The 22445-nt window shown below is 51.5% G+C and carries 24 protein-coding genes; 13 read left to right on the top strand and 11 right to left on the bottom strand.

Annotated elements, in window-relative coordinates; translation table 11 throughout:
• The first annotated feature begins 115 nt into the window (after positions 1 to 115).
• The 5 genes from QEN32_RS11495 (at position 116) to QEN32_RS11475 (ending at position 5851) form a co-directional block, all read left to right on the top strand.
• Positions 116 to 442: a YnfA family protein gene (locus QEN32_RS11495; RefSeq protein ID WP_000921389.1), complete on the top strand. Its 327-nt coding sequence runs from the start codon at positions 116 to 118 to the stop codon at positions 440 to 442.
• A gap of 121 nt (positions 443 to 563) precedes the next feature.
• On the top strand, positions 564 to 1778 hold the full coding sequence (gene rspA / locus QEN32_RS11490) for a starvation-sensing protein RspA (RefSeq protein ID WP_000706269.1): 1215 nt from the start codon (positions 564 to 566) through the stop codon (positions 1776 to 1778).
• A 10-nt stretch (positions 1779 to 1788) separates the two neighbouring features.
• On the top strand, positions 1789 to 2808 hold the full coding sequence (locus QEN32_RS11485; RefSeq protein WP_000836487.1) for a Zn-dependent oxidoreductase: 1020 nt from the start codon (positions 1789 to 1791) through the stop codon (positions 2806 to 2808).
• Between the two features lie 53 nt (positions 2809 to 2861).
• Entirely contained in the window at positions 2862 to 4241 is a 1380-nt protein-coding gene (locus QEN32_RS11480; protein ID WP_197390983.1) for an MFS transporter, read from the top strand.
• Positions 4242 to 4384: 143 nt separating this feature from the next.
• Entirely contained in the window at positions 4385 to 5851 is a 1467-nt protein-coding gene (locus QEN32_RS11475; RefSeq protein WP_265322127.1) for a mannitol dehydrogenase family protein, read from the top strand.
• 66 nt (positions 5852 to 5917) lie between these two features.
• On the opposite strand, the gene ydfZ is transcribed toward QEN32_RS11475, so the two are convergent.
• From ydfZ to ydfG, 3 genes are all read right to left on the bottom strand, one after another.
• The gene (gene ydfZ, locus QEN32_RS11470) at positions 5918 to 6121 is read right to left on the bottom strand and encodes a putative selenium delivery protein YdfZ (RefSeq protein WP_000989267.1); all 204 of its coding nucleotides are present in this window, start codon (positions 6119 to 6121) and stop codon (positions 5918 to 5920) included.
• A gap of 180 nt (positions 6122 to 6301) precedes the next feature.
• A complete protein-coding gene (locus QEN32_RS11465; RefSeq protein ID WP_000215562.1) occupies positions 6302 to 6988 on the bottom strand; it encodes a GntR family transcriptional regulator in 687 nt (228 codons plus the stop codon).
• Between the two features lie 129 nt (positions 6989 to 7117).
• Complete coding sequence (gene ydfG, locus QEN32_RS11460) at positions 7118 to 7864, bottom strand: bifunctional NADP-dependent 3-hydroxy acid dehydrogenase/3-hydroxypropionate dehydrogenase YdfG (RefSeq protein ID WP_000636564.1); 747 nt, start codon at positions 7862 to 7864, stop codon at positions 7118 to 7120.
• Positions 7865 to 8002: 138 nt separating this feature from the next.
• Between ydfG and dcp the strand changes: the two genes are divergently transcribed.
• Positions 8003 to 10045 carry a peptidyl-dipeptidase Dcp gene (dcp, locus tag QEN32_RS11455; protein ID WP_265322126.1) on the top strand — a complete coding sequence of 681 codons (2043 nt, stop codon included), beginning with the start codon at positions 8003 to 8005 and terminating at the stop codon, positions 10043 to 10045.
• A gap of 344 nt (positions 10046 to 10389) precedes the next feature.
• Entirely contained in the window at positions 10390 to 10572 is a 183-nt protein-coding gene (locus QEN32_RS11450; RefSeq protein ID WP_000807642.1) for a general stress protein, read from the top strand.
• Between the two features lie 119 nt (positions 10573 to 10691).
• Here QEN32_RS11450 and QEN32_RS11445 read toward each other — a convergent pair whose 3' ends face one another.
• Positions 10692 to 11219 carry a 2-oxo-tetronate isomerase gene (locus QEN32_RS11445; protein WP_001235357.1) on the bottom strand — a complete coding sequence of 176 codons (528 nt, stop codon included), beginning with the start codon at positions 11217 to 11219 and terminating at the stop codon, positions 10692 to 10694.
• Positions 11220 to 11645: 426 nt separating this feature from the next.
• Here QEN32_RS11445 and QEN32_RS11440 point away from each other — a divergent pair, with 426 nt between their 5' ends.
• On the top strand, positions 11646 to 12038 hold the full coding sequence (locus tag QEN32_RS11440) for a YdeI family stress tolerance OB fold protein (RefSeq protein WP_000776351.1): 393 nt from the start codon (positions 11646 to 11648) through the stop codon (positions 12036 to 12038).
• A gap of 346 nt (positions 12039 to 12384) precedes the next feature.
• Here QEN32_RS11440 and mgtS read toward each other — a convergent pair whose 3' ends face one another.
• Complete coding sequence (gene mgtS, locus QEN32_RS11435; protein WP_000901531.1) at positions 12385 to 12480, bottom strand: protein MgtS; 96 nt, start codon at positions 12478 to 12480, stop codon at positions 12385 to 12387.
• 247 nt (positions 12481 to 12727) lie between these two features.
• Positions 12728 to 13915, bottom strand: coding sequence for an efflux MFS transporter YdeE (gene ydeE / locus QEN32_RS11430; protein WP_265322125.1), 1188 nt, complete (start codon positions 13913 to 13915; stop codon positions 12728 to 12730).
• A 227-nt stretch (positions 13916 to 14142) separates the two neighbouring features.
• Between ydeE and eamA the strand changes: the two genes are divergently transcribed.
• Positions 14143 to 15045 (top strand): O-acetylserine/cysteine exporter, encoded by a 903-nt coding sequence (eamA, locus tag QEN32_RS11425; RefSeq protein ID WP_072103659.1) that lies wholly within the window; start codon positions 14143 to 14145, stop codon positions 15043 to 15045.
• A 118-nt stretch (positions 15046 to 15163) separates the two neighbouring features.
• Here the strand turns inward: eamA and marB are convergent, their stop codons facing one another.
• From marB to marR, 3 genes are read right to left on the bottom strand one after another with little or no spacing between them, the layout of a single operon-like run.
• Positions 15164 to 15379, bottom strand: a complete 216-nt coding sequence (gene marB, locus QEN32_RS11420) for a multiple antibiotic resistance protein MarB (RefSeq protein WP_000783049.1) — start codon at positions 15377 to 15379, stop codon at positions 15164 to 15166.
• 28 nt (positions 15380 to 15407) lie between these two features.
• A complete protein-coding gene (gene marA, locus QEN32_RS11415; RefSeq protein WP_000091194.1) occupies positions 15408 to 15791 on the bottom strand; it encodes an MDR efflux pump AcrAB transcriptional activator MarA in 384 nt (127 codons plus the stop codon).
• A gap of 19 nt (positions 15792 to 15810) precedes the next feature.
• Positions 15811 to 16245 (bottom strand): multiple antibiotic resistance transcriptional regulator MarR, encoded by a 435-nt coding sequence (marR, locus tag QEN32_RS11410; protein WP_000843434.1) that lies wholly within the window; start codon positions 16243 to 16245, stop codon positions 15811 to 15813.
• A gap of 258 nt (positions 16246 to 16503) precedes the next feature.
• Between marR and QEN32_RS11405 the strand changes: the two genes are divergently transcribed.
• On the top strand, positions 16504 to 17169 hold the full coding sequence (locus tag QEN32_RS11405) for a MarC family NAAT transporter (RefSeq protein ID WP_000968968.1): 666 nt from the start codon (positions 16504 to 16506) through the stop codon (positions 17167 to 17169).
• A gap of 46 nt (positions 17170 to 17215) precedes the next feature.
• On the opposite strand, the gene QEN32_RS11400 is transcribed toward QEN32_RS11405, so the two are convergent.
• Both QEN32_RS11400 and QEN32_RS11395 read right to left on the bottom strand, forming a co-directional pair.
• A complete protein-coding gene (locus QEN32_RS11400) occupies positions 17216 to 18406 on the bottom strand; it encodes a sugar transporter (protein ID WP_000154617.1) in 1191 nt (396 codons plus the stop codon).
• Positions 18407 to 18521: 115 nt separating this feature from the next.
• Positions 18522 to 19394, bottom strand: a complete 873-nt coding sequence (locus QEN32_RS11395) for a LysR family transcriptional regulator (protein WP_000366539.1) — start codon at positions 19392 to 19394, stop codon at positions 18522 to 18524.
• 102 nt (positions 19395 to 19496) lie between these two features.
• Between QEN32_RS11395 and sad the strand changes: the two genes are divergently transcribed.
• The 3 genes from sad (at position 19497) to QEN32_RS11380 (ending at position 22243) form a co-directional block, all read left to right on the top strand.
• Positions 19497 to 20885 (top strand): succinate-semialdehyde dehydrogenase, encoded by a 1389-nt coding sequence (gene sad / locus QEN32_RS11390; protein ID WP_000178413.1) that lies wholly within the window; start codon positions 19497 to 19499, stop codon positions 20883 to 20885.
• A 72-nt stretch (positions 20886 to 20957) separates the two neighbouring features.
• The gene (gene glsB, locus QEN32_RS11385) at positions 20958 to 21884 is read left to right on the top strand and encodes a glutaminase B (RefSeq protein ID WP_000090081.1); all 927 of its coding nucleotides are present in this window, start codon (positions 20958 to 20960) and stop codon (positions 21882 to 21884) included.
• Positions 21884 to 22243 (top strand): DUF4186 domain-containing protein, encoded by a 360-nt coding sequence (locus QEN32_RS11380; protein ID WP_000992444.1) that lies wholly within the window; start codon positions 21884 to 21886, stop codon positions 22241 to 22243. Before glsB ends, QEN32_RS11380 begins: the two co-directional genes overlap by 1 nt.
• Positions 22244 to 22445 lie beyond the last annotated feature (202 nt).

Here is a 22445-nt window from a genome sequence, read left to right as displayed (position 1 = left end):
CCACCTGTAAATTCTACACTAATCCTTATGCCTGGCATATACACAAGAATGGCCGGATAACCGTAACGATATTCTGTTGTATTATCACTTATCATTTCGTAACCAAATGAATCTCATGCTAAAGACGACTCTGCTTTTCTTTGTCACCGCCCTCTGTGAAATCATTGGATGTTTTCTTCCCTGGCTATGGCTTAAGCGCGGCGCCAGCGTGTGGTGGCTTCTGCCCGCCGCCGCGTCACTTGCGTTATTCGTCTGGCTTTTGACCTTGCATCCGGCGGCGAGTGGGCGGGTTTATGCGGCTTACGGTGGGGTATATGTCTGTACTGCGCTCCTGTGGTTACGTGTTGTCGATGGCGTCCGACTCACGGTTTATGACTGGTGCGGCGCGCTGATCGCGCTGTGTGGAATGCTGATTATCGTCGTCGGATGGGGACGTACGTAACATTGCCGCGCGACCAGAACATTTTGTGATCTGGCAGCGCTTTTTACATCAATATACTTGTATGGTAGTAGCTCAGCTGGGTAAATTTCCTGCATCCCATAATGCGATGTAAGGAATAAACATGAAGATTGTAGGGGCTGAAGTTTTTGTTACGTGTCCAGGGCGTAACTTCGTCACCTTAAAGATAACCACGGAAGACGGGATCACCGGTCTGGGGGATGCCACCCTGAACGGACGCGAGCTCCCGGTGGCCTCGTACCTTACCGATCACCTGTGCCCACAGCTCATCGGGCGGGATGCTCGCCGCATCGAAGATATCTGGCAGTTCTTCTACAAAGGCGCGTACTGGCGCCGTGGCCCTGTCACCATGTCCGCCATTTCCGCGGTTGATATGGCGCTATGGGATATTAAAGCCAAAGCCGCCAATATGCCGTTGTATCAGTTACTCGGCGGCGCTTCGCGTGAAGGCGTCATGGTGTATTGCCATACCACAGGCCACACTATCGACGATGTGCTGGAAGACTACGCGCGTCATAAAGAGCAAGGGTTCAAAGCAATCCGCGTGCAGTGCGGCGTTCCGGGGATGAAAACCACCTACGGCATGGCGAAAGGCAAGGGGCTGGCCTATGAGCCCGCGACAAAAGGCCAGTGGCCGGAAGAACAGTTGTGGTCAACGGAAAAGTATCTCGATTTTACGCCAAAGCTGTTTGACGCCGTGCGCAATACGTTCGGGTTTAATGAACATCTTCTGCACGATATGCATCACCGACTGACGCCTATTGAGGCTGCCCGCTTTGGCAAAAGTATTGAAGACTATCGTTTGTTCTGGATGGAAGACCCGACGCCGGCTGAAAATCAGGCGTGCTTCCGCCTCATCCGCCAGCATACGGTCACGCCGATTGCGGTAGGCGAAGTCTTTAACAGTATCTGGGATTGCAAACAGCTCATTGAAGAGCAATTGATTGACTATATCCGCACCACGCTTACCCATGCCGGTGGTATTACCGGGATGCGCCGCATTGCCGATTTTGCCTCGCTCTACCAGGTGCGTACCGGTTCGCATGGGCCGTCCGATCTGTCGCCGGTTTGTATGGCCGCTGCATTACATTTCGACCTGTGGGTGCCTAACTTTGGCGTACAGGAGTTTATGGGCTACTCCGAACAGATGCTGGAGGTTTTCCCGCATAACTGGACGTTCGAGGGCGGCTATATGCATCCGGGCGACAAGCCAGGACTGGGCATTGAGTTCGATGAAAAACTGGCGGCGAAATATCCGTACGATCCAGCCTATTTGCCGGTGGCCCGCCTGGAAGACGGCACACTGTGGAACTGGTAAGGAGCGAAAAATGAAAAGCATCGTAATCGAAAAACCGAATACATTAACTATCGAAACGCGCGCGCTTCCGCAGCCTGCGCCGGGCGAAGTTCGCATTAAAGTGAAACTGGCGGGTATCTGCGGTTCCGACAGTCATATTTATCGGGGACATAATCCTTTTGCAAAATATCCCCGTGTCATAGGCCATGAATTTTTCGGTGTCATCGACGCGGTAGGCGACAACGTCAATCACGACCGGATAGGAGAACGGGTATCCGTCGATCCGGTGATCAGTTGCGGGCATTGTTACCCTTGTTCAGTCGGTAAACCCAATGTGTGTACCTCGCTGGTGGTGCTGGGCGTGCATCGTGACGGCGGTTTCAGCGAGTATGCGGTGGCGCCGGCCCGTAATGCTCATCGCATACCGGACAACATCGCAGATCATCATGCCGTCATGGTTGAGCCGTTTACCATTGCGGCAAATGTGACGGGGCAGGTGAATCCAACCGAGCAGGACGTGGCGCTTATCTATGGCGCTGGCCCGATGGGACTGACGACCGTACAGGCGCTGAAGGGGGTTTATCAGGTTAAAACGGTCATAGTCGTTGATCGCATTGAAGAGCGTTTAGCGATGGCGAAGCAGAGCGGCGCTGACTGGACCCTCAATAATGGTCAACATTCACTGGCGGAATTTCTACAGCAGAAGGCGCTAAAGCCGACCTTGATTGTCGATGCCGCCTGTCATCCCGCTATCCTGCAAGAGGCGATTACCCTTGCATCGCCTGCGGCACGCATTGTCCTGATGGGATTTTCCAGCGACCCGTGTGAGATTGTACAGCAGGGTATTACCGGAAAAGAGCTGGCTATTTATTCATCGCGTCTTAATGCCAATAAATTCCCGGTCGTGATTGACTGGCTGAATAAAGGGCTTATTGATCCGGATAAGCTGATAACGCATACATTTGATTATCAACATGTCACCGACGCGATTGAGCTTTTCGAGAAAGACCAGCGTCAATGCTGCAAAGTCTTACTCACGTTTGCGAAATAATATAAATAATTGCGAGTAAGTGGTACGCATCTTACCTCTTAGAGATTGCCTATATGACACAAATAAAGCATGAACGATCGACTCAGGATTTAGTGCGCGCTGCCGTATCTGGCTGGTTAGGCACCGCGCTTGAATTTATGGATTTTCAGTTATATTCACTAGGCGCGGCTCTGGTCTTCCATGAGATATTTTTCCCGGAACAGTCTGCCGCGATGGCGCTTATTCTGGCAATGGGCACCTATGGTGCAGGTTATATAGCCAGAATTATCGGCGCCTTTGTTTTTGGTAAAATGGGCGACCGCATCGGACGAAAAAAAGTATTGTTTATTACTATCACCATGATGGGGATCTGCACCACGCTGATTGGCGTACTGCCGACGTATGCGCAAATCGGCATTTTTGCGCCAGTATTACTGGTAACATTGCGAATTATACAGGGGCTGGGCGCCGGGGCGGAAATTTCCGGCGCGGGTACCATGCTGGCCGAGTATGCGCCGAAAGGAAAGCGTGGCATCATTTCCTCGCTGGTCGCGATGGGTACCAATTGCGGTACGTTGAGCGCGACGGCGATCTGGGCGGTGATGTTCTTTGCGCTTGAACGCGAACAACTGATCGCCTGGGGATGGCGTATTCCTTTCCTGGCGAGCGTCGTTGTTATGATATTCGCGATCTGGCTGCGAATGAATCTGAAAGAAAGTCCGGTATTCGAAAAAGTAAGCGAAGGCGAAAAATCGCCAGCGTTAACACCTGCGTCAGAAAATACATTGGGCGCGATGTTTACCAGCAAATCTTTCTGGCTGGCTACCGGTTTACGTTTTGGGCAGGCGGGCAATTCCGGGCTTATTCAAACCTTCCTTGCCGGATATTTAGTTCAGACGTTATTATTTAACAAATCTATCCCAACCGATGCGTTAATGATAAGTTCCGTAATTGGTTTTATCACTATCCCACTCTTGGGGTGGTTGTCCGATAAATACGGTCGTCGGCTGCCGTATATAATATTGAATATCTCCGCGATTATCCTCGCCTGGCCGATGCTGTCTATTGTGGTAGATAAAACGTATAGCCCTGGCGTAATTATGGCGGCGCTCATTGTTATTCATAACTTTGCCGTGCTGGGATTATTTGCGCTGGAAAACATCACCATGGCGGAAATTTTCGGATCGCGTAATCGCTTCACCCGGATGGCGATTTCAAAAGAGGCAGGGGGGCTGGTGGCGGTCGGTTTTGGCCCCGTCCTCGCAGGGATCTTTTGTAACATGACCGATTCCTGGCTGCCCATCTTAATTATGCTGGTGATCTACTCGTGTATTGGTCTGATTTCTGCGTTGTTGATGCCGGAGGTCAGAGATCGCGATCTGAGCTTGCCTGAGGATGCGGCGGAAGCGACAGCGGCAGAGAAGTTACGCCACTCCGCAACTCAGACGAGTTAAATCGTGTTGGCGGTATGGCCGGAACGCTAATGCGGTTTCGGCCATGCTGTCCGGTCACTTTTGTTTAATTAGCGTAAATCCAAATGCACCAGGGCAGGCGTTACTCTGCGACTGTTCCGCTTTCAGAATATAGAGGTTATAAAATGCAAAACAGGCTTTTATCGGCAAAGGCGACGCTTCCTGATTACGATCGCGCGGCGCTGGCGGCGCGGATGGTCCATCTCGGTTTTGGCGCGTTTCATCGCGCGCATCAGGGGGTTTATACAGATATTCTGGCTGCGGAGCAGCATAGCGACTGGGGCTATTATGAGGTTAATCTTATTGGCGGCGAACAGCAGATTGCCGATCTAAAGCAGCAGGATAACCTCTATACCGTGGCGGAGATGTCGGCGGATGCCTGGACGGCGCGTGTGGTGGGCGTCGTCAAAGCGGCGTTGCATGTTCAGGTTGATGGTCTGGAACGTGTGTTGGCGGCGATGTGCGAACCGCAAATAGCGATTGTGTCTCTGACCATTACCGAGAAAGGGTATTGTCATTCGCCAGCCACGGGCCAACTTCTGCTGGAACATCCCATGATTGCCGCCGACCTGCAAAATCCGCATCAACCGCTAACGGTACCGGGTATTATTGTCGAAGCGTTAGCGCGTCGTAAAGCCGCAGGCTTACCGGCATTTACCGTGATGTCCTGCGACAACATGCCGGAAAATGGGCATGTGACGCGTCAGGTTGTGACGGCTTACGCCCGGGAGGTGGATGCGGAACTGGCGATATGGATCGAGCAAAACGTGACATTTCCGTCAACCATGGTTGATCGGATTGTCCCTGCGGTCACGCCGGAGACGCTGGATAAAATCGAACAACTGACCGGCGTGCGCGATCCGGCGGGCGTTGCCTGTGAACCGTTTCGCCAGTGGGTGATAGAAGATACGTTTGTGGCGGGGCGTCCGCAGTGGGAAAACGCGGGCGCGACGTTGGTCGCCGACGTGGTTCCGTTTGAAGAGATGAAACTGCGAATGCTTAACGGCAGTCATTCATTCCTGGCTTATCTGGGGTATCTTGCCGGCTATCAGCATATTAATGACTGTATGGATGACGACAACTATCGTCTGACCGCGCAGGCGTTAATGTTACGCGAGCAGGCGCCAACGCTGAAAGTCCAGGGGGTAGATTTACAGCGTTATGCCGATCAGTTGATTGCGCGTTACCGTAATCCGGCGCTGCGTCATCGTACCTGGCAGATTGCGATGGATGGTAGCCAGAAACTTCCGCAGCGTATGCTGGACTCCGTTCGCTGGCATCTTGCTAATCATAGCGATTTTGATTTGCTGGCGCTGGGCGTGGCGGGGTGGATGCGTTACGTTGGCGGCGTGGATGAGCAGGGCAAGGCGATCGACATTAGCGATCCGCTATTGCCGGTTATTCAGCGCGCCGTGGCAAACAGTGAAGAAGGCGCCAGTCGTGTTAAGGCGCTGCTGGGAATGGCTGAAATTTTCGGCAACGATTTGCCGCAGGTGGCGCGGTTTACGCAAAAAGTGCAAGAAGCCTATGACAGTTTACTGACATATGGCGCGAAAGCGAGCGTGGCGAAATATGCCGAGCGGTTGAAGTAGCGCAACAGAGACCCGGTAGCATTATGCTACCGGGAAGGCCGGAGCGGTTCTTAGCGGCCAGTGGTATCAGTTCATGCCAAGACGAATCAGTTCGACCGGCGCGAATTTACCTTCACAACCTTCGACAATCACCGTTTTGCCGCGGCGAATTTGACCTGCATCCAGACCTTCGCTCTCAATGGCTTTGATAATCCCGGTATGACCCGTGCCGCTTATCATGACCCGGCTACCGGTAGTGATTGCGTTACGGTTACGATCGTATGTCATCATGGTGTTTTCTCCTTTCAAACTTACAGCCAAAGCCCGCAGGTTTCCCCGCATGACGGGCGACATATAAATACGCTTATCGTTGCGAATTTTTTTTGTTTTTGATCAAGCTCACGGCTTTTTAGGCGGGAATGTGCAGGGTGAGAAAGCGGAGAAGGCGTCTCACCCCGACGTTAAAGGGGGTTAGTCTTCGCTAAACCAGCCGCTGTTTTCCTGACGGATAAGCTGAACGGATTCGCTAATTTCCTGCAAATGCTGGGTCATTGCGCTCTCAACCGCATTGCCGTCACGATTTTCCAGCGCGGAGAAAATATCATGGTGCTGGCGCAACAACATCTCCGGCGGAGAAACATGATCCAGACTCATATAGCGAACCCGGTCGATTGTCGCTTTGATATTTTCAATGGTATCCCACGCTAACTGGCAATCGGCGATCTGCGCCAGTTTTTGGTGGAAATCGTCATCAAGCTGGAAAAAATCATCAATCTGTTTGCGCTCGATGGCAATATGTTGCAGGTGCAGGTTTTGCGCCAGTTGATAGCACTGGTTGTCGGTGATCATCGCCGCCGCACGGCGGACCACCGCGCATTCGATCGCCTGCCGTACAAAACAACCATTCTGTACCTGAGAAAGCGAAATCTTATTCACATAACTACCGCGCTGAGGGCGGATCTGAATCAACCCATTTTCCGCCAGCTTTATAAAAGCCTCGCGCACCGGTTGACGCGAAACGTTAAAACGGGTTGAGACCTCTTTTTCTGATAGCGGCGTGCCAGGCGGGATAAGACAATGCACGATATCACGCCGAAGAATACGGTAAATTTGCTGGTTGACAGGCTGTGTAGGGTTAAGCTGCGTTTCGACGGTCATTCATTCTTACTTTTTAGGCGGTTGACCCGGATACTCTACCACTTTTCCGTGGTGGTCTATACCGATCATGTTCTTGGTTGCAGATACGTTTGCCAGGGATTACCCGGCCCGCAGACCGGGTATAACCTCTTAGCTACGGTGGACGCTGAGCCCTGCGAAAGATTGGGTAACAGGCATCATTTCAACGGTATTAATATTCACATGCGCGGGGAGTGTGGCCACCCACCATACCGCTTCGGTAATGTCTTCTGGCGTGAGCGCGGTGGTATTTTCGTAGGTTTTACCCGCTTTCTCATCGTCGCCTTTGAAACGGACGCTGGAAAACTCGGTACCGCCAACCAGACCCGGTTCAATGTCGGTCACGCGAACCGCCGTGCCGTGTAAATCCGTGCGCAAATTCAGGCTAAACTGGCGCACAAAGGCTTTCGTCGCGCCATAGACGTTGCCACCAGCATAAGGCCAACTGCCGGCGGTTGAACCGATGTTAATGATATGACCGCGATTACGTTCGACCATTCCTGGCAGCACGGCGCGGGTCATATAAATTAAGCCTTTATTATTAGTATCGATCATAGTTTCCCAGTCTTCTACGCTGGCTTTATGCGCCGGTTCAAGACCCAGCGCCAGACCGGCGTTATTGACCAGCACATCAATATCGCGCCACTGCGCAGGCAGAGAGGCCATCATCTCTTCGATGGCCGCGCGGTTGCGCACGTCCAGTTGGGCGGTCAATACGTTCTCGCCAAGCTCATCTTTTAACGCTTGCAGGCGTTCATGACGACGTCCCGTGGCAATGACTTTATGTCCATTCTCAACAAAACGGCGTGCAATGCACTCGCCAAACCCTGCGGTTGCTCCAGTTACTAAAACGATCATCACACAGTTCCTCAACGCTTTTTGTGTTGTATTACCATAGCACGCGGCGTTTATGAAAGGGTAATCCTGGTTAACACGGTTGCGGTCAGCATAGGGGGAAGCTTACTCTTATGATCAACCTATTTTCAGGAGTGAAAAATGTCGACGAATCCTTTGTTAGACCAGAGTATGTTGCCTTATCAGGCACCGCGTTTTGATCGGATCAAAGATTGCCATTATCGTCCTGCTTTTGATGAGGGCGTGCGGCAAAAACGCGTAGAAATCGAGGCCATCGTCAATCATCCGGCGGCCCCTGACTTTACGAATACGCTTCTGGCGCTGGAGCAAAGCGGGGCGCTTCTGTCACGCGTCACCAGCGTTTTTTTCGCGATGACGGCCGCGCACACTAACGATGAACTCCAGCGGTTGGATGAGGCCTTTTCTGCCGAGCTGGCGGCGCTCTCCAACGATATTTATCTGAATAGCGCGTTATTCGCTCGCGTGGATGCCGTCTGGCAACAGCGTCACTCACTGGGGCTGGATGATGAGTCGCTACGGTTGGTCGATGTTATCCATCAGCGTTTTGTGTTGGCAGGCGCGCAGCTTGCCGAAGAGGATAAAGCGCGACTGAAAGTATTGAATACTGAATCCGCGACCTTAATGAGTCAGTTTAATCAGCGTCTGCTGGCGGCAAGTAAAGCGGGCGGGCTGGCGGTAGATGACGCGCATTGCCTGGCAGGATTAAGCCCGGAAGAAATGACCGTCGCTGCTGAAGCGGCGCGTGAAAAAGGCCTGGAGGAGCGCTGGTTCATTCCGCTCCTTAATACGACGCAACAGCCTGCGCTTGCTACGCTGCGCGATCGCCAGACCCGCGAAAATTTATTCGCAGCGTCATGGACTCGGGCGGAAAAAGGAGATGCCCACGATACCCGCGCTATCGTTCAGCGTCTGGTAGAGATTCGTCGCTGTCAGGCAAAACTGCTGGGTTTCCCCAATTATGCCGCATGGAAAATGGCCGATCAGATGGCGAAAACGCCGCAAGCCGCACTGAGCTTTATGCGTGGCATTGTGCCGCCAGCGCGTCAGCGTGTACTCAATGAACAGGCGGAAATTCAGAACGTCATTGATGGTGAGCAGGGCGGCTACACCGTTCAGTCCTGGGACTGGATGTTCTATGCCGAACAGGTACGGCGGGAAAAATATGCGTTAGATGAAGCGCAACTGAAGCCCTATTTTGCCTTAAATACGGTGTTGCAAGAGGGGGTTTTCTGGACCGCCAACCAGCTATTCGGCATCACCTTCGTCGAGCGTTTTGACATTCCGGTGTATCACCCTGATGTTCGGGTATGGGAGATTTTCGACTCCGATGGTGTCGGCATGGCGTTATTTTATGGCGACTTCTTCGCGCGGGACTCGAAAAGCGGCGGCGCGTGGATGGGGAATTTTGTCGAGCAATCCACACTCAATGAAACCCGGCCCGTTATATACAATGTATGTAACTATCAGAAACCGGTTGATGGGCAGCCTGCATTACTGCTTTGGGACGACGTTATTACGCTCTTCCATGAGTTTGGTCATACGTTACATGGTTTGTTTGCCGTTCAGCGCTATGCCACGCTTTCAGGTACCAATACGCCCCGCGACTTTGTCGAGTTTCCCTCCCAGATTAATGAGCATTGGGCGAGCCATCCACGTGTGTTCGAACGCTACGCGCGTCATGTCGACAGCGGTGAAAAAATGCCTGCTGATTTACAGGAAAAAATGCGCAAGGCGAGTTTATTTAATAAAGGTTACGATATGACTGAATTGCTCGGCGCCGCATTGCTGGATATGCGCTGGCATATGCTGGAGGAGAGCGTAGCAGAGCAGTCTGTCGCTGAGTTCGAGCAGCAGGCGCTGGCCGCCGAGCATCTTGATTTACCGGCAGTGCCGCCCCGCTATCGCAGCAGTTATTTTGCCCATATCTTCGGCGGCGGCTACGCAGCGGGATACTACGCCTACCTGTGGACGCAAATGTTAGCGGATGACGGTTATCAATGGTTTGTAGAGCAGGGCGGCCTGACGCGTGAAAACGGGCAGCGTTTTCGTGATGCTATCCTTTCCCGGGGGAATAGTACTGATTTAGAAACGCTTTATTCAGCCTGGCGTGGACATGAACCGCATATTGACCCCATGTTGCAATATCGTGGGCTCGATCGCTAAGCTGATACGGTTGTTCGGCACTGTCGAACAACCGCCTGAAAATGAATCCTGCACTTCTGATGACAGCCAGTTAAATTTATGGGGTTAAGTTGTCTGAATATAACGAGGGCGTGCATTCGGATTTTTCTACTTATTTTCCCGTGGTGGCTTGATTGCCAATGATTTATTACCGCTTCGCTGTTGACGTTTTCGAAAAATATATTTTCCGCTATGTGGTGGTATTATGTAAATAATGCGGAAATGAATTTGACACTGCGCGCAGGGCGACTAGATTTAGAACTGTATCACATGATATGAGAAGACATATCATATTTAAAACGCAACATCATCATGAGGATTATATTATGGCAGAACATCGCGGCGGTTCCGGTAATTTTGCAGAAGATAAAGAGAAAGCCTCAGAAGCAGGTCGTAAAGGCGGCCAGCATAGCGGTGGGAACTTTAAAAACGACCCACAGCGTGCATCTGAAGCGGGTAAAAAAGGTGGCCAGAATAGCCACAGTGGCGGACGGAAATCCGGCAATTAATTTTACTGCTGATATTTCATAAATATATTCTGAAATATTGCGCATACGATGCGGGCCATAGGCTCGCATTTTTTTATTCTGACCGGGAGTTATTCTGACCGGTCAGATAAAATTATTGTTTATGCTTTCTTCGTTAACAGAAAAAGCAATTCAGCGAGGGCGAAGCGTACGCATTTTTCCAATACTTCCTGACAATCTCCGTTGAAATGTTGTCGGCTTGTAAAAGTTGTATTGTTAATATTCCAGGCAAACCAAACGGTGCCCGCCGGCGTGCCATCTTCGCCGCCTTCCGGACCGCCATAGCCGCTGATCGCTATGCTGATATTGACCTCAGCCTGATCCTTAGCGCCCTGTGCCATTTCAGTAACGACCGCTTCGCTGACGGCGGTATGTTCGGCAAGACTGTGGCGTTGTACGCGTAAGATTTTTGCTTTGGCTTCATCAGTAAAGGTGACATACCCCACACCGTAAAATGAGGGCGTATCTTCTGCTGCGCACAATGCTGAAGCCAGTTTCCCGCCAGTGCAGGATTCTGCAGTGGTCAGACGGAGTTTCTGGTTAACCAGTAAATCACCAAGTTTTTTTGTCAGGCTATCGACGGATTCGGCTTCATCAAGGGTGACAATATCGTGCTGTTCTAATCTCATCGTTTATTTTTCCGTTACAGAGACAAATGAAATATGTTCGTTCTTCTCAAGTATGGCATATTTATTTTATGACATTGTCAGTGAATGATTATTTTATCTAGTTACCAACAAACCCGCTGTTGCATAACTTGCTTACTTTCTTGCGGCGATGACTGTCATTGATTATGCGTAAGGCCATTATCCTCAAAAAATAAAGCCGATTATTCTGAATTGCTATCCAGACGTTGATGCATATGACTTCAGCTATGTGGCAAGTTAACTATTACGCCGTTACGCTTTCGCGCTCACTGGCGCTGATATCGGTTGCATATTAATCCGGATGGGTTGATTTTATTGCTTAATATTCTGCGGGTAAATTCATGTTTGTAAAAACTAAAAATAGCGGCCAGACTTAATACGTCAAATAGACGTTATTAAGGAGAGAGCATGAAACTACAGGTGGCTGCATTTTTAAGTTTTCTGATAATGCCTTACGCGCTAGCGGAAGATCAGGGGGGATTAAAAAAAGACGTGGCACCGCCGCCGCCTCATGCTATTGAGGATGGTTATCGCGGTACGGATGATGCAGAAAAAATGACCATCGAACAGGCAAAAACCCTGCATGATGGCGCGACCGTTTCGCTGCGCGGCAACCTTATTGATCATAAAGGCGACGATCGCTATGTATTTCGTGATAAGTCCGGCGAGATTAACGTGATAATTCCTTCCGCCGTATTTGATGGGCGGGAAGTTCAGCCGGATCAAATGATCAACATTAACGGTAGTCTGGACAAGAAAGCGAAGGAACCGCTTGTCCGCGTGAACCGATTGCAAAAATAACGCGCGCTAACCGGCAATATCCAGGTCAGCCATACGGGGCATGCGGCTGGCCTGATACTATGGGTCTTGTAAAAGCGCCCTGGGGACAAAAGGTCCCATAATGTCTTATTCAGGTCTGGTTGCGTATCGTTTAAGCTTCATTGATATTGACGGTGCTACAGTCGTTAGCGATCCGTTATCCTCGCAAGAATTTGCCCGGTAGCGTATAAGCAAAACACAAATCTATCCATGCAAGCATTTACCGCTGGTGAACCGGCGGTTTTTTTTGCCTGCCATCCAGACAAAAGCGGCCCCTTGCGCAACGATGCAGCAAGGGGCCGGCTCTGCGAGGGATTATCTCCGTTCATTAATCATCCCATTTGTGACTGAACCAGGCGGCCAGAAATCCAGAAAATAAAATAATTCCTAATACAACGATAAAAAGGTTAATACTGCCTAACATCTCGTTTCTCCTTATTTTAGTGTGCATCCTCTTTTTTAAAAAACCTCGTACAGACTATAGTACTAATTTATACTTAAGCAAAGTCTGAATTGCGTATTTATTTTACTGGAAGGGTAAAGCATTAGAATATTTTCGTCAGCGCCCAGGAATATTCCTGAATTACCGCAGTGACAGCAGATAATTAGCCTGCAATATATAGGGTTAACCCGGTGCGCCAGAAACTGCGCACATCACTGGCTGCAGATAATTAACAGGTAATAGCCTGTTGCGTAGGGGTAATCCGCATTCCTTTTAACATCAGTGCCCAGGCGAACACAATGGCGATTATCAGGACAACGAAAAGCGACCAGGCTGGAAGCGTCGTCAGGATGACGCCGCTGGCCAGCGGGTTTACCGCCGCACCCAGCCAGCCCAACGATTGCGCTGAAAAATAGCTGGCTTTCATCCCGGCAGGCGCAATGTTGTCAATTAACATATATTCGCCGGGGGCATAAATAATTTCGCCAATCGTGAATACTGCCGCTGAAAGCCCCCAAAAAAACAGATTGTCGCCTGAAAAAATAAATCCGATGAGCCCGGCGATAAAAAAGACGGTGCCGGTCGTCATCATTGGTCGAATATTGACGGCGGTAAGTCGACGGCCCACGGCGTATTGCAAACTGACCACAATAACCGCATTAACCGGCAGGACGACGGCTACCACTTTTTCCGCGAAGCCGCTATCGGCAACGACCATAACGTACTGTGAAATACAGGACGCAAAGGCGCCCCCCACAAAGGAGGCCAGAAATGCCGAAAGCGTAAACCACAATAATGCTTTGTCGCGCAGCAGAACGGAGGGAGACCAGATAGCGGCGTTTTTCCCCTCGCTGGCGGCAACCGAACGTGTCACCCATACCTGAATAAAGACCAGCGGAAATGCGGAACAGATGGCGGCAAGCCAGAAGGGTAAATTGATGCTTTGCATCACCAGCAGCGTGCCAAGCGGCGGGCCAACCGTCCAGCCGATATTGAGTACGGTATAGTTGAGCGAAAAAATCCGTGTTTTTGTTGTCGCGGTGAGATTATCGGCGAACCAGGCCTTCAGGACGATAGAAAAAACCGAATAGGCGCAGTTAATAAGCGCAAAAAGCAGGACAACCAGTACGACATTATGCACCATTGGGATGGCGATAAATCCGCAGGCGAAGGCGATAATCGCGAGTAACATGTAGCGCTTTTTATCAAACTTGTCCGCCAGAATCCCAAAGCCAAGACTAAAGACGACGCCAATCGTTAACGCGCTGGTCAGCGCGTAGCCAATCAGATCCACGCCTAAACCGTACTGACGGTTAAGATAGATGGTCATAAAGGGGAGCGTGGCACCGCGTCCAATTGTCAATAACAGCGATGAGGCGAGTAGAGCCAACGTCGAACGTCTCAATCCTGGATTCATTTTTCCTGCCTGAAATGGAGGTTACGTATCGGGACGTTTTAATCTACCGTGCCCGCAAAAGCATGATGTCTGTACGCTATAGCGTAGTCTTAACATACCATAACGCAGGATTTTGCCCATCGTGTGTTGTTCAATGCCATGCTCACGGTAAAAAGAAAAGTCCTGTTATGGCGCACTGATTTCCGATAACTTACCTTTTTACAAAATTTTAATAATGACAGGGGCCGATGATGTCGCGTAAAGACGGTTTTTTGGCGTTACTGGTGGTTGTCGTATGGGGGCTCAATTTTGTTGTCATCAAAGTAGGCCTGCACCATATGCCGCCATTATTGCTGGCAGGATTACGATTTTTACTGGTGGCGTTTCCGGCAATTTTCTTTGTCGCCCGGCCTAAAGTCCCGCTTACGCTGTTGCTGGGCTATGGGCTGACGATAAGCTTTGGGCAGTTCGCCTTTCTCTTTTGCGCGATAAAGTTTGGTATGCCCGCAGGACTGGCGTCGTTGGTATTACAGGCGCAGGCCTTTTTTACCATGGCATTGGGGGCGTTTGTTTTTAGCGAGCGGTTACAACGTAAGCAGTTGGCGGGAATCGCCCTGGCGATTATAGGTGTACTGGTATTGATTGAAGCCAGTCTCAACGGACAGCATATAGCGATGTCGGGATTTATGCTGACTCTGGCGGCGGCATTTAGCTGGGCCTGCGGCAATATCTTTAATAAAAAAATTATGCAACATAGTCCGCGCCCGGCGGTGATGTCGCTGGTGGTCTGGAGCGCGCTGATCCCGATCCTGCCGTTCCTGCTGTCATCGCTGCTACTGGAGGGGGCGGATCACATTACGCAAAGCCTTATTACCATCGATATGACGACGATATTGTCGCTGCTTTATCTGGCTTTTGTTGCCACTATCCTTGGCTACGGTATCTGGGGCGCGTTACTGGGACGCTATGAGACCTGGCGCGTGGCGCCGTTATCATTGCTGGTGCCGGTAGTCGGGCTGGCGAGCGCCGCGGTGTTACTCGGGGAAACGTTGACCGGGATGCAACTTGCGGGCGCAGTACTGATTATGGCTGGACTCTATATCAATATGTTTGGATTTCGTGTGCGCCGTACTGCGCGCGTCAGGGGATGAGGCATTATGTTACTAAGAAGACAAACGCTAATTTCAGACCATGCCGCGAGGTAATAGCGGCGGACTTGTCATCGCCAGACAGTACTAAAAAAATGCCCCGCAAAACGGGGCAAAGAGGTTAAAGGTGTTGGTCGTTATAATAGGGCACGCCTAATTCATCTGACTTATCGCTGTTCACGCTCACGGGGTGAAGGTCATTTGGCGGATCGCCCACACAGGGCAGAAGCATCACATCGCGGCTATTTTGCGCCACAGGTAACAAAGTTTGTTCTGCAATGCCATATCCGGAGGCGATAAGTAACAGACCCGGCAGGGCGGGAAACAGCATTTTCATGGTGCTCTTCGCGTGGCGCATAAACAAACTAGTAGTTGCCATGGTTCAGCGGCAGCATATACCGTGATTCGCCATGCATATTGGTGATCCGGTATTTGTGTGGCGGCACATCAAAATAGTTTTTGAACGTCCGGGTCAATGTTTGCTGTGACTCAAAGCCATAGCGTTCCGCCAGATAGAGAATGGGCTCGTTGCTCTCTTTTAATTTTTGCGCGATTTCCGTCATCTTACGGCTGCGGATGTATTGACCTAATGAATGACCGGTCTCTTTTTTAAACATCCGTTGCAGGTGCCATTTGGAATATCCTGAACGCTCAGACACTTTTTCCAGTGAGAGCGGCGACTCCAGGTTATCCTCGATCCAGTCCAAAATGCTATGAATAGTAATAGCGTCAGTGTTGCGTCTGGACATCGTCATACCTCTTTTTTGTCTACGGCAGAATTTTTTTGAGCAAATACTCAAGCGTTGCCACTTCGTCCGCCGTTAAGTTTTTTGTTAATTCCTGATGCAGGTCTTGCCCTGGTCGTTGATGACATTGCTCACAAATTGCCGCGCCGTCCGGCGTTAGCTTCACCAGTACGCCGCGTTTGTCATTAGGATTCGGCAGTCTTTCGATCCAGCCTTTGCACAGCAGGCGGTCGAGCATCCGCGTCAATGCGCCGAGATCGACAGACAGCACTTTTTTAAGTTCAACCGGGGTAATACATCCCGCGCAGCGTATCGAGCACAGCACTTTAAACTGTGTTGCGGTGATATCCAGCGGGGATAAATAGTTATTTAACAGGCGATCTTTTTTTTGATTTACCATGTAGATCAAGCGACCCAGCGGAATGATTTCATTGAACAGATCACTGGTGCTTTTCAAAATGGTTGCCCCGGCAAGTAATTAATTTCGTCAGATACTATTGCCCAGGCAAGTATAAGTCAACTAAATGAATTGGCCGATGCCACGATTTGCTAAAAGGCGTCCGGAGTATTGTGCTGTGATAACTTGTAACTAATTGATAATTACAGGTTATAGGTTGTAGAGGATATTAATTTGCACACTGGCGAAATGGCGCGCCTGGGCAATTTCACTTTATACTTCCGGTTCATGAAACGCTGATGGGTAAGAGATAGTATTATGATGGATTTGTTTAAAGCGATTGGATTGGGGCTGGTCGTACTGCTCCCGTTAGCCAATCCGCTAACCACCGTGGCGCTGTTTCTTGGCCTTGCGGGCAATATGAATAGTGCGGAACGCAACCGGCAGTCCTATATGGCTTCGGTTTATGTCTTCGCTATTATGATGGTGGCGTACTACGCCGGGCAGTTAGTTATGAACACCTTCGGTATTTCGATTCCAGGGCTACGGATCGCCGGGGGGTTAATCGTGGCGTTTATCGGCTTCAGAATGCTTTTCCCGCAGCAGAAGGCGCATGAGTCGCCGGAAGCGAAAAGCAAATCGGAGGAGCTGGCAGACGAACCGACGGCCAATATTGCGTTTGTTCCACTGGCTATGCCAAGCACCGCAGGACCGGGGACCATCGCAATGATCATCAGTTCCGCTTCCACGGTGCGTCATGGCGGCGAGTTTCCCGACTGGGTCATTATGGTCGCGCCGCCGATTATTTTTCTTGCCGTGGCGGTGATCCTGTGGGGATGCTTACGCAGTTCTGGCGCTATTATGCGGCTGGTGGGTAAAGGGGGGATTGAAGCGATCTCCCGCTTAATGGGATTCCTGCTGGTGTGTATGGGCGTGCAATTTATTATCAACGGCGTGTTGGAAATTATTAAAACGTACCACTAAGGCGCATTGTCGTCTGCCGGAAACCTGTTCCCGGCAGACGAATGTCTTAATGCGGTTGTTCTTCCAGCGTCACTGGCCATTTGCGGAATATGAGCACAGCCCATACCAGCGCGGCACAGGCGGGTATGGCGCCAATATAGCCGATGGCCGACATTGACCAGTGCAAACTCACCTGATTACCTACCAGCGCGCCAGCGCCAATACCAATATTAAAGATGCCTGAAAATAGCGCCATTGCGACATCGGTCGCGTCCGGGGCCAGCGCCAGTACTTTCACCTGCATACCGAGCCCTATCACCATAATCGCGATGCCCCAGAAAATGCTCAGTATGGCCAGATGCGCTTCGCTATCCGCCGCAGGCAGCAGCAGAAGCAGACAGACAACCAGCAGGGCAATAGCGATACTGACGAGCGACGAGGCATGACGATTACCCAGTTTACCAAACACAAGGCTGCCGATGATCCCGGCGCCGCCGAGGATCAGTAACAGGACGGTAGCAAAATTCGCACTGAGCCCGGCGACATTCTGAACGAACGGTTCAATATAGCTATAAGCTGTGTAATGCGCAGTCACCACAACGACGGTCAGTACATAGAGGCTCATCAGCGCCGGGCGTCGGAATAGCAAAGGTAAACTTTTTAGTGAGCCGGAATGCTCGCTCGGCAATTTCGGTAGAAGCTTAATCAGACATAGCAGCGTAATTAATGCGCCCATGCCGATGGCAAAAAAGGTGGTGCGCCAGCCAAAATACTGACCAACAACGCGACCTATGGGCAGCCCAAGCACCATGGCCAACGCGGTGCCGGTCGCTATCAGACTTAATGCCTGCGCGCGTTTCCCGGCAGGGGCCAGGCGGATCGCCAGCGAGGCGGTTATCGACCAGAAAATAGCGTGGGCGAAAGCGATACCAATACGGCTAATGACCAGCACGGTAAAGTTCCATGCCAGAAAGGAGAGCACATGGCTGGCAATAAACAAAACAAACAGACAAATGAGTAGCTTACGGCGCTCCATTTGACTGGTAAGAAGCATAAAAGGCAGCGACATGACGGCAACTACCCAGGCGTAAATGGTTAGCATGATGCCGACCTGCGCGGTTTGCATATGAAAGCTTTCAGCAATGTCTGATAGCAAACCAACCGGCACAAATTCTGTGGTATTGAAAATAAAAGCGGCAATAGCAAGCGTAACTACCCGTAGCCACGCGACCTTGCGGGAAACTGGATTGATTGTCATAAAAATATTTCGGGTTAGTTGCGAGAAGGTGAGACCGCGATCTTAAAACGTTTACTGGCGAAAAGACAATCATTTTGTGACCTGCTTCTCATTTACTTCCCAGGCCGTTTCGTCTTCAGTCGACGCTCGCCAGTTGGGCGTTAAGTAACTCGATAAAGGCCTCAAGCTGACGCGTCATCGCCCCGCGCCGCCACATTAGCCATGTGTTAAGCCAGCGCCACTTCTCCGCCAACGGCCAGGCTTCCACCTGATGATGTCCTGGCATACTGTTGAGCATACTTGCTGGCATCAGCGCAATACCTGCGCCGGCAATTACGCACGCCAACATTCCATGATATGACTCCATTTCGTGAATCGTACCGGGGGTCGCGCCATCGGCATGAAACCAGCTTTCGAAATGCCGTCGGTAAGAACAGTTGGCGCGAAAAGCATAGATGTTATAACCATTCACCTCGCTGGCCCGCGAAACGACGGAATGGCCGTGTGGCGCGACGATCATCATCTCTTCCTGGTAAGCCGGTATACCTTCCAGCCCCGGATGCATTAGCGGGCCATCAATAAAGGCGGCGTTCAGCTTTCCTTCGAGCACGCCATCCAGCATGGCGCCGGAAGGACCGGTCGTTAACGCGAACTGAATTTTAGGGTAACGCTGGTTATAACCCGCCAGCAGCGCGGGGATACGTACGGCGGCAGTACTTTCTAACGCGCCGAGTGAAAACAGTCCTTGCGGTTCCTCTCCGGCAACCACCATGCGGGCTTCATCAACCAGCGCCAGGATCTGCTGGCTGTAACGTAAAAAGTTATGCCCGGCTGGTGACAGCCTGAGTCGCTGGTTTTCGCGAATAAACAGAGAGACGCCCAGGTCGGCTTCAAGCTGACGGATACGCGTGGTCAGGTTGGACGGAACGCGGTGCACTTTTGCCGCCGCCTGCGTAATGCTGCCCGTCAGAGCGACAGCGTTAAACATTTCCAGTTGCGTCAGGTCCATGGTTTTCTCAATTCGTGAATAGTCTGGTTAATATTATTCATTTTTCAGAAAGGGTAAAGGGCGTCATGATGGTACAACTCCCCTGATAACGAGAGAAAGAACATGACCATGATGACTGCAACACAGGCGTTATCCGTGAATCCTGCGACCGGCCAGACGCTGGCGGCAATGCCCTGGGCTAACGCGCAAGAGATTGAACATGCGCTGAGTCTGGCGGCGAGCGGTTTCAAAAAGTGGAAAATGACATCGGTAGCGCAACGGGCGCAAACATTACGCGATATTGGTCAGGCGCTTCGCGCTCATGCAGAAGAGATGGCGCAATGTATTACGCGTGAAATGGGTAAACCCATAAAGCAGGCGCGTGCGGAAGTGACGAAATCCGCCGCGTTATGCGACTGGTATGCGGAACATGGCCCGGCAATGCTGAATCCTGAGCCTACGCTGGTAGAAAATCAGCAGGCGGTGATTGAATACCGTCCGCTGGGCGTCATCCTGGCGATAATGCCGTGGAATTTTCCTTTATGGCAGGTGTTACGCGGGGCAGTGCCGATACTGTTGGCGGGGAATAGCTACTTGTTAAAACATGCGCCCAATGTCACGGGTTGCGCGCAGATGATAGCCCGAATCTTGACGGAAGCCGGTACTCCCGCTGGCGTCTATGGATGGGTGAACGCCAATAATGAGGGCGTGAGTCAGATGATTAACGATCCGCGAATCGCGGCCGTGACGGTGACCGGTAGCGTGCGCGCCGGCGCGGCGATTGGCGCTCAGGCTGGGGCGGCGCTGAAAAAGTGCGTACTGGAACTGGGTGGCTCGGATCCGTTTATTGTACTCAATGATGCCGATCTCGAACTGGCGGTAAAAGCCGCAGTTGCCGGACGCTATCAAAACACCGGACAAGTCTGCGCCGCCGCCAAACGTTTTATTGTCGAAGAGGGCATTGCGCAGGCGTTTACCGATCGTTTTGTGGCGGCTGCCGCAGCATTAAAGATGGGTGATCCTCTGGTTGAAGAGAATGACCTGGGGCCGATGGCGCGCTTTGATTTGCGTGATGAACTCCATCAACAGGTGCAGGCTTCCGTCGCCGAAGGCGCACGGCTACTGTTGGGCGGTGAGAAAATCGCCGGGGAGGGCAACTATTATGCCGCGACCGTTCTGGCGGATGTCACACCTGACATGACGGCATTTCGTCAGGAACTTTTTGGGCCTGTTGCCGCCATTACCGTTGCAAGAGATGCGGCGCACGCCCTCGCGCTGGCGAATGACAGTGAGTTTGGCCTGTCGGCGACGATCTTTACCGCCGACGATACGCTGGCCGCGGAGATGGCGGCGCGTCTTGAGTGCGGCGGGGTATTCATTAATGGGTACAGCGCCAGCGATGCGCGTGTGGCATTCGGCGGGGTGAAGAAAAGCGGCTTCGGTCGCGAGCTTTCGCACTTTGGTTTACACGAATTTTGTAATGTGCAGACCGTCTGGAAGAACCGCGTCTAATCGCCCTGACGTCGCGTGGCGCCCTCTGCTATACTCGCAGGCCTTTTCAGACCTGCGAGCAAGGAGCATGTTGTGGCCAGGGCCATGGATAATGCAATTTTAGAGACGATTTTACAGCGCGTTCGCCCCCTCATTGGCCAGGGCAAAGTCGCTGACTATATTCCGGCATTAGCGTCCGTCGAGGGTTCAAAGCTGGGGATAGCGATTTGTACCGTGGACGGGCAGCATTATCAGGCGGGCGATGCGCACGAACGCTTCTCTATTCAGTCTATTTCGAAAGTGCTCAGTCTGGTGGTGGCGATGCGCCATTATCCGGAAGAGGAGATCTGGCAGCGTGTCGGAAAAGATCCTTCCGGCTCGCCGTTCAATTCGTTGGTTCAGTTAGAGATGGAACAAGGCATCCCGCGTAATCCATTTATTAATGCGGGCGCGCTGGTGGTATGCGACATGTTGCAAGGGCGGCTTAGCGCGCCGCGTCAGCGAATGCTGGAAGTTGTGCGCGCGCTTTGCGGTGTATCGGATATTACATATGACGCTACGGTCGCGCGTTCTGAATTTGAGCATTCCGCCCGTAACGCCGCTATTGCCTGGCTGATGAAATCATTCGGTAATTTTCATCATGATGTGCCTACCGTGTTGCAAAATTACTTTCACTACTGTGCGTTGAAAATGAGCTGCATGGAACTGGCGAGGACGTTTGTCTTTCTGGCGAATCAGGGCGAGGCGTTTCATCTCGACGAGCCGGTAGTTACCCCCATGCAGGCCCGACAGATTAATGCGCTAATGGCGACCAGCGGTATGTATCAGAATGCCGGAGAGTTTGCCTGGCGGGTGGGATTGCCCGCTAAATCCGGCGTGGGCGGCGGTATTGTCGCCATAGTGCCGCATGAAATGGCGATTGCCGTCTGGAGTCCGGAGCTGGATCCTGCGGGAAACTCTCTGGCAGGTATCGCCGCGCTTGAGCAATTAACACAAACGTTAGGACGTTCGGTATACTGATGAATGCGCTTGAACCGCTCTTTGCCCGCCTGGCGCGATCGACATTTCGTTCGCGTTTTCGTCTCGGGATAAAAGAAAAACAATATTGCTGGGATAAAGGCGCGGAGGTGATTGATAAACACGCCGCCGATTTTATCGCCCAGCGACTGGCGCCAGCTCACCCGGCGAATGATGGTAAGCAAACGCCGATGCGGGGCCATCCGGTATTTATCGCGCAACATGCGACGGCAACCTGCTGTCGCGGGTGCCTGGCGAAGTGGCACCAGATACCTCAGGGAGAACCGCTGAGCGAAGCGCAGCAACAGTATATTGTCAGCGTTATCCATTACTGGCTGGTCATACAAATGAATCAGCGGTAGAGCAGCGCGTCGTTGCTGACGCTTTCCCCGATAAATCACCCTATACCACTGATAGCAGCCGTTGACCGTCATATATCTCATGTGCTGAAGTGTCTTTTTAGTTACAACATACATTTGGTTGTTTTTTTTCAATGCCTGTCAGCACCGTGCAAAAAAATGTTCTACAGGGCAGGGGAGCCGTGTATCACCAGAAGCTTGCAAC

The organism is Salmonella sp. SA14318, assembly GCF_029866905.1.
GTDB lineage: Bacteria > Pseudomonadota > Gammaproteobacteria > Enterobacterales > Enterobacteriaceae > Salmonella > Salmonella enterica.
The sequence above is the reverse complement of the archived record's forward strand: the minus strand, read 5'-3'. Positions and strand labels throughout refer to the sequence as shown.

Bases quoted from the DNA above. Each gene is read 5' to 3' on its own strand.
- QEN32_RS11495 (WP_000921389.1), top strand. From the start codon at position 116: ATGCTAAAGACGACTCTGCTTTTCTTTGTCACCGCCCTCTGTGAAATC.
- rspA (WP_000706269.1), top strand. From the start codon at position 564: ATGAAGATTGTAGGGGCTGAAGTTTTTGTTACGTGTCCAGGGCGTAAC.
- QEN32_RS11485 (WP_000836487.1), top strand. From the start codon at position 1,789: ATGAAAAGCATCGTAATCGAAAAACCGAATACATTAACTATCGAAACG.
- QEN32_RS11480 (WP_197390983.1), top strand. From the start codon at position 2,862: ATGACACAAATAAAGCATGAACGATCGACTCAGGATTTAGTGCGCGCT.
- QEN32_RS11475 (WP_265322127.1), top strand. From the start codon at position 4,385: ATGCAAAACAGGCTTTTATCGGCAAAGGCGACGCTTCCTGATTACGAT.
- ydfZ (WP_000989267.1), bottom strand. From the start codon at position 6,121: ATGATGACATACGATCGTAACCGTAACGCAATCACTACCGGTAGCCGG.
- QEN32_RS11465 (WP_000215562.1), bottom strand. From the start codon at position 6,988: ATGACCGTCGAAACGCAGCTTAACCCTACACAGCCTGTCAACCAGCAA.
- ydfG (WP_000636564.1), bottom strand. From the start codon at position 7,864: ATGATCGTTTTAGTAACTGGAGCAACCGCAGGGTTTGGCGAGTGCATT.
- dcp (WP_265322126.1), top strand. From the start codon at position 8,003: ATGTCGACGAATCCTTTGTTAGACCAGAGTATGTTGCCTTATCAGGCA.
- QEN32_RS11450 (WP_000807642.1), top strand. From the start codon at position 10,390: ATGGCAGAACATCGCGGCGGTTCCGGTAATTTTGCAGAAGATAAAGAG.
- QEN32_RS11445 (WP_001235357.1), bottom strand. From the start codon at position 11,219: ATGAGATTAGAACAGCACGATATTGTCACCCTTGATGAAGCCGAATCC.
- QEN32_RS11440 (WP_000776351.1), top strand. From the start codon at position 11,646: ATGAAACTACAGGTGGCTGCATTTTTAAGTTTTCTGATAATGCCTTAC.
- mgtS (WP_000901531.1), bottom strand. From the start codon at position 12,480: ATGTTAGGCAGTATTAACCTTTTTATCGTTGTATTAGGAATTATTTTA.
- ydeE (WP_265322125.1), bottom strand. From the start codon at position 13,915: ATGAATCCAGGATTGAGACGTTCGACGTTGGCTCTACTCGCCTCATCG.
- eamA (WP_072103659.1), top strand. From the start codon at position 14,143: ATGATGTCGCGTAAAGACGGTTTTTTGGCGTTACTGGTGGTTGTCGTA.
- marB (WP_000783049.1), bottom strand. From the start codon at position 15,379: ATGAAAATGCTGTTTCCCGCCCTGCCGGGTCTGTTACTTATCGCCTCC.
- marA (WP_000091194.1), bottom strand. From the start codon at position 15,791: ATGTCCAGACGCAACACTGACGCTATTACTATTCATAGCATTTTGGAC.
- QEN32_RS11405 (WP_000968968.1), top strand. From the start codon at position 16,504: ATGATGGATTTGTTTAAAGCGATTGGATTGGGGCTGGTCGTACTGCTC.
- QEN32_RS11400 (WP_000154617.1), bottom strand. From the start codon at position 18,406: ATGACAATCAATCCAGTTTCCCGCAAGGTCGCGTGGCTACGGGTAGTT.
- QEN32_RS11395 (WP_000366539.1), bottom strand. From the start codon at position 19,394: ATGGACCTGACGCAACTGGAAATGTTTAACGCTGTCGCTCTGACGGGC.
- sad (WP_000178413.1), top strand. From the start codon at position 19,497: ATGACCATGATGACTGCAACACAGGCGTTATCCGTGAATCCTGCGACC.
- QEN32_RS11380 (WP_000992444.1), top strand. From the start codon at position 21,884: ATGAATGCGCTTGAACCGCTCTTTGCCCGCCTGGCGCGATCGACATTT.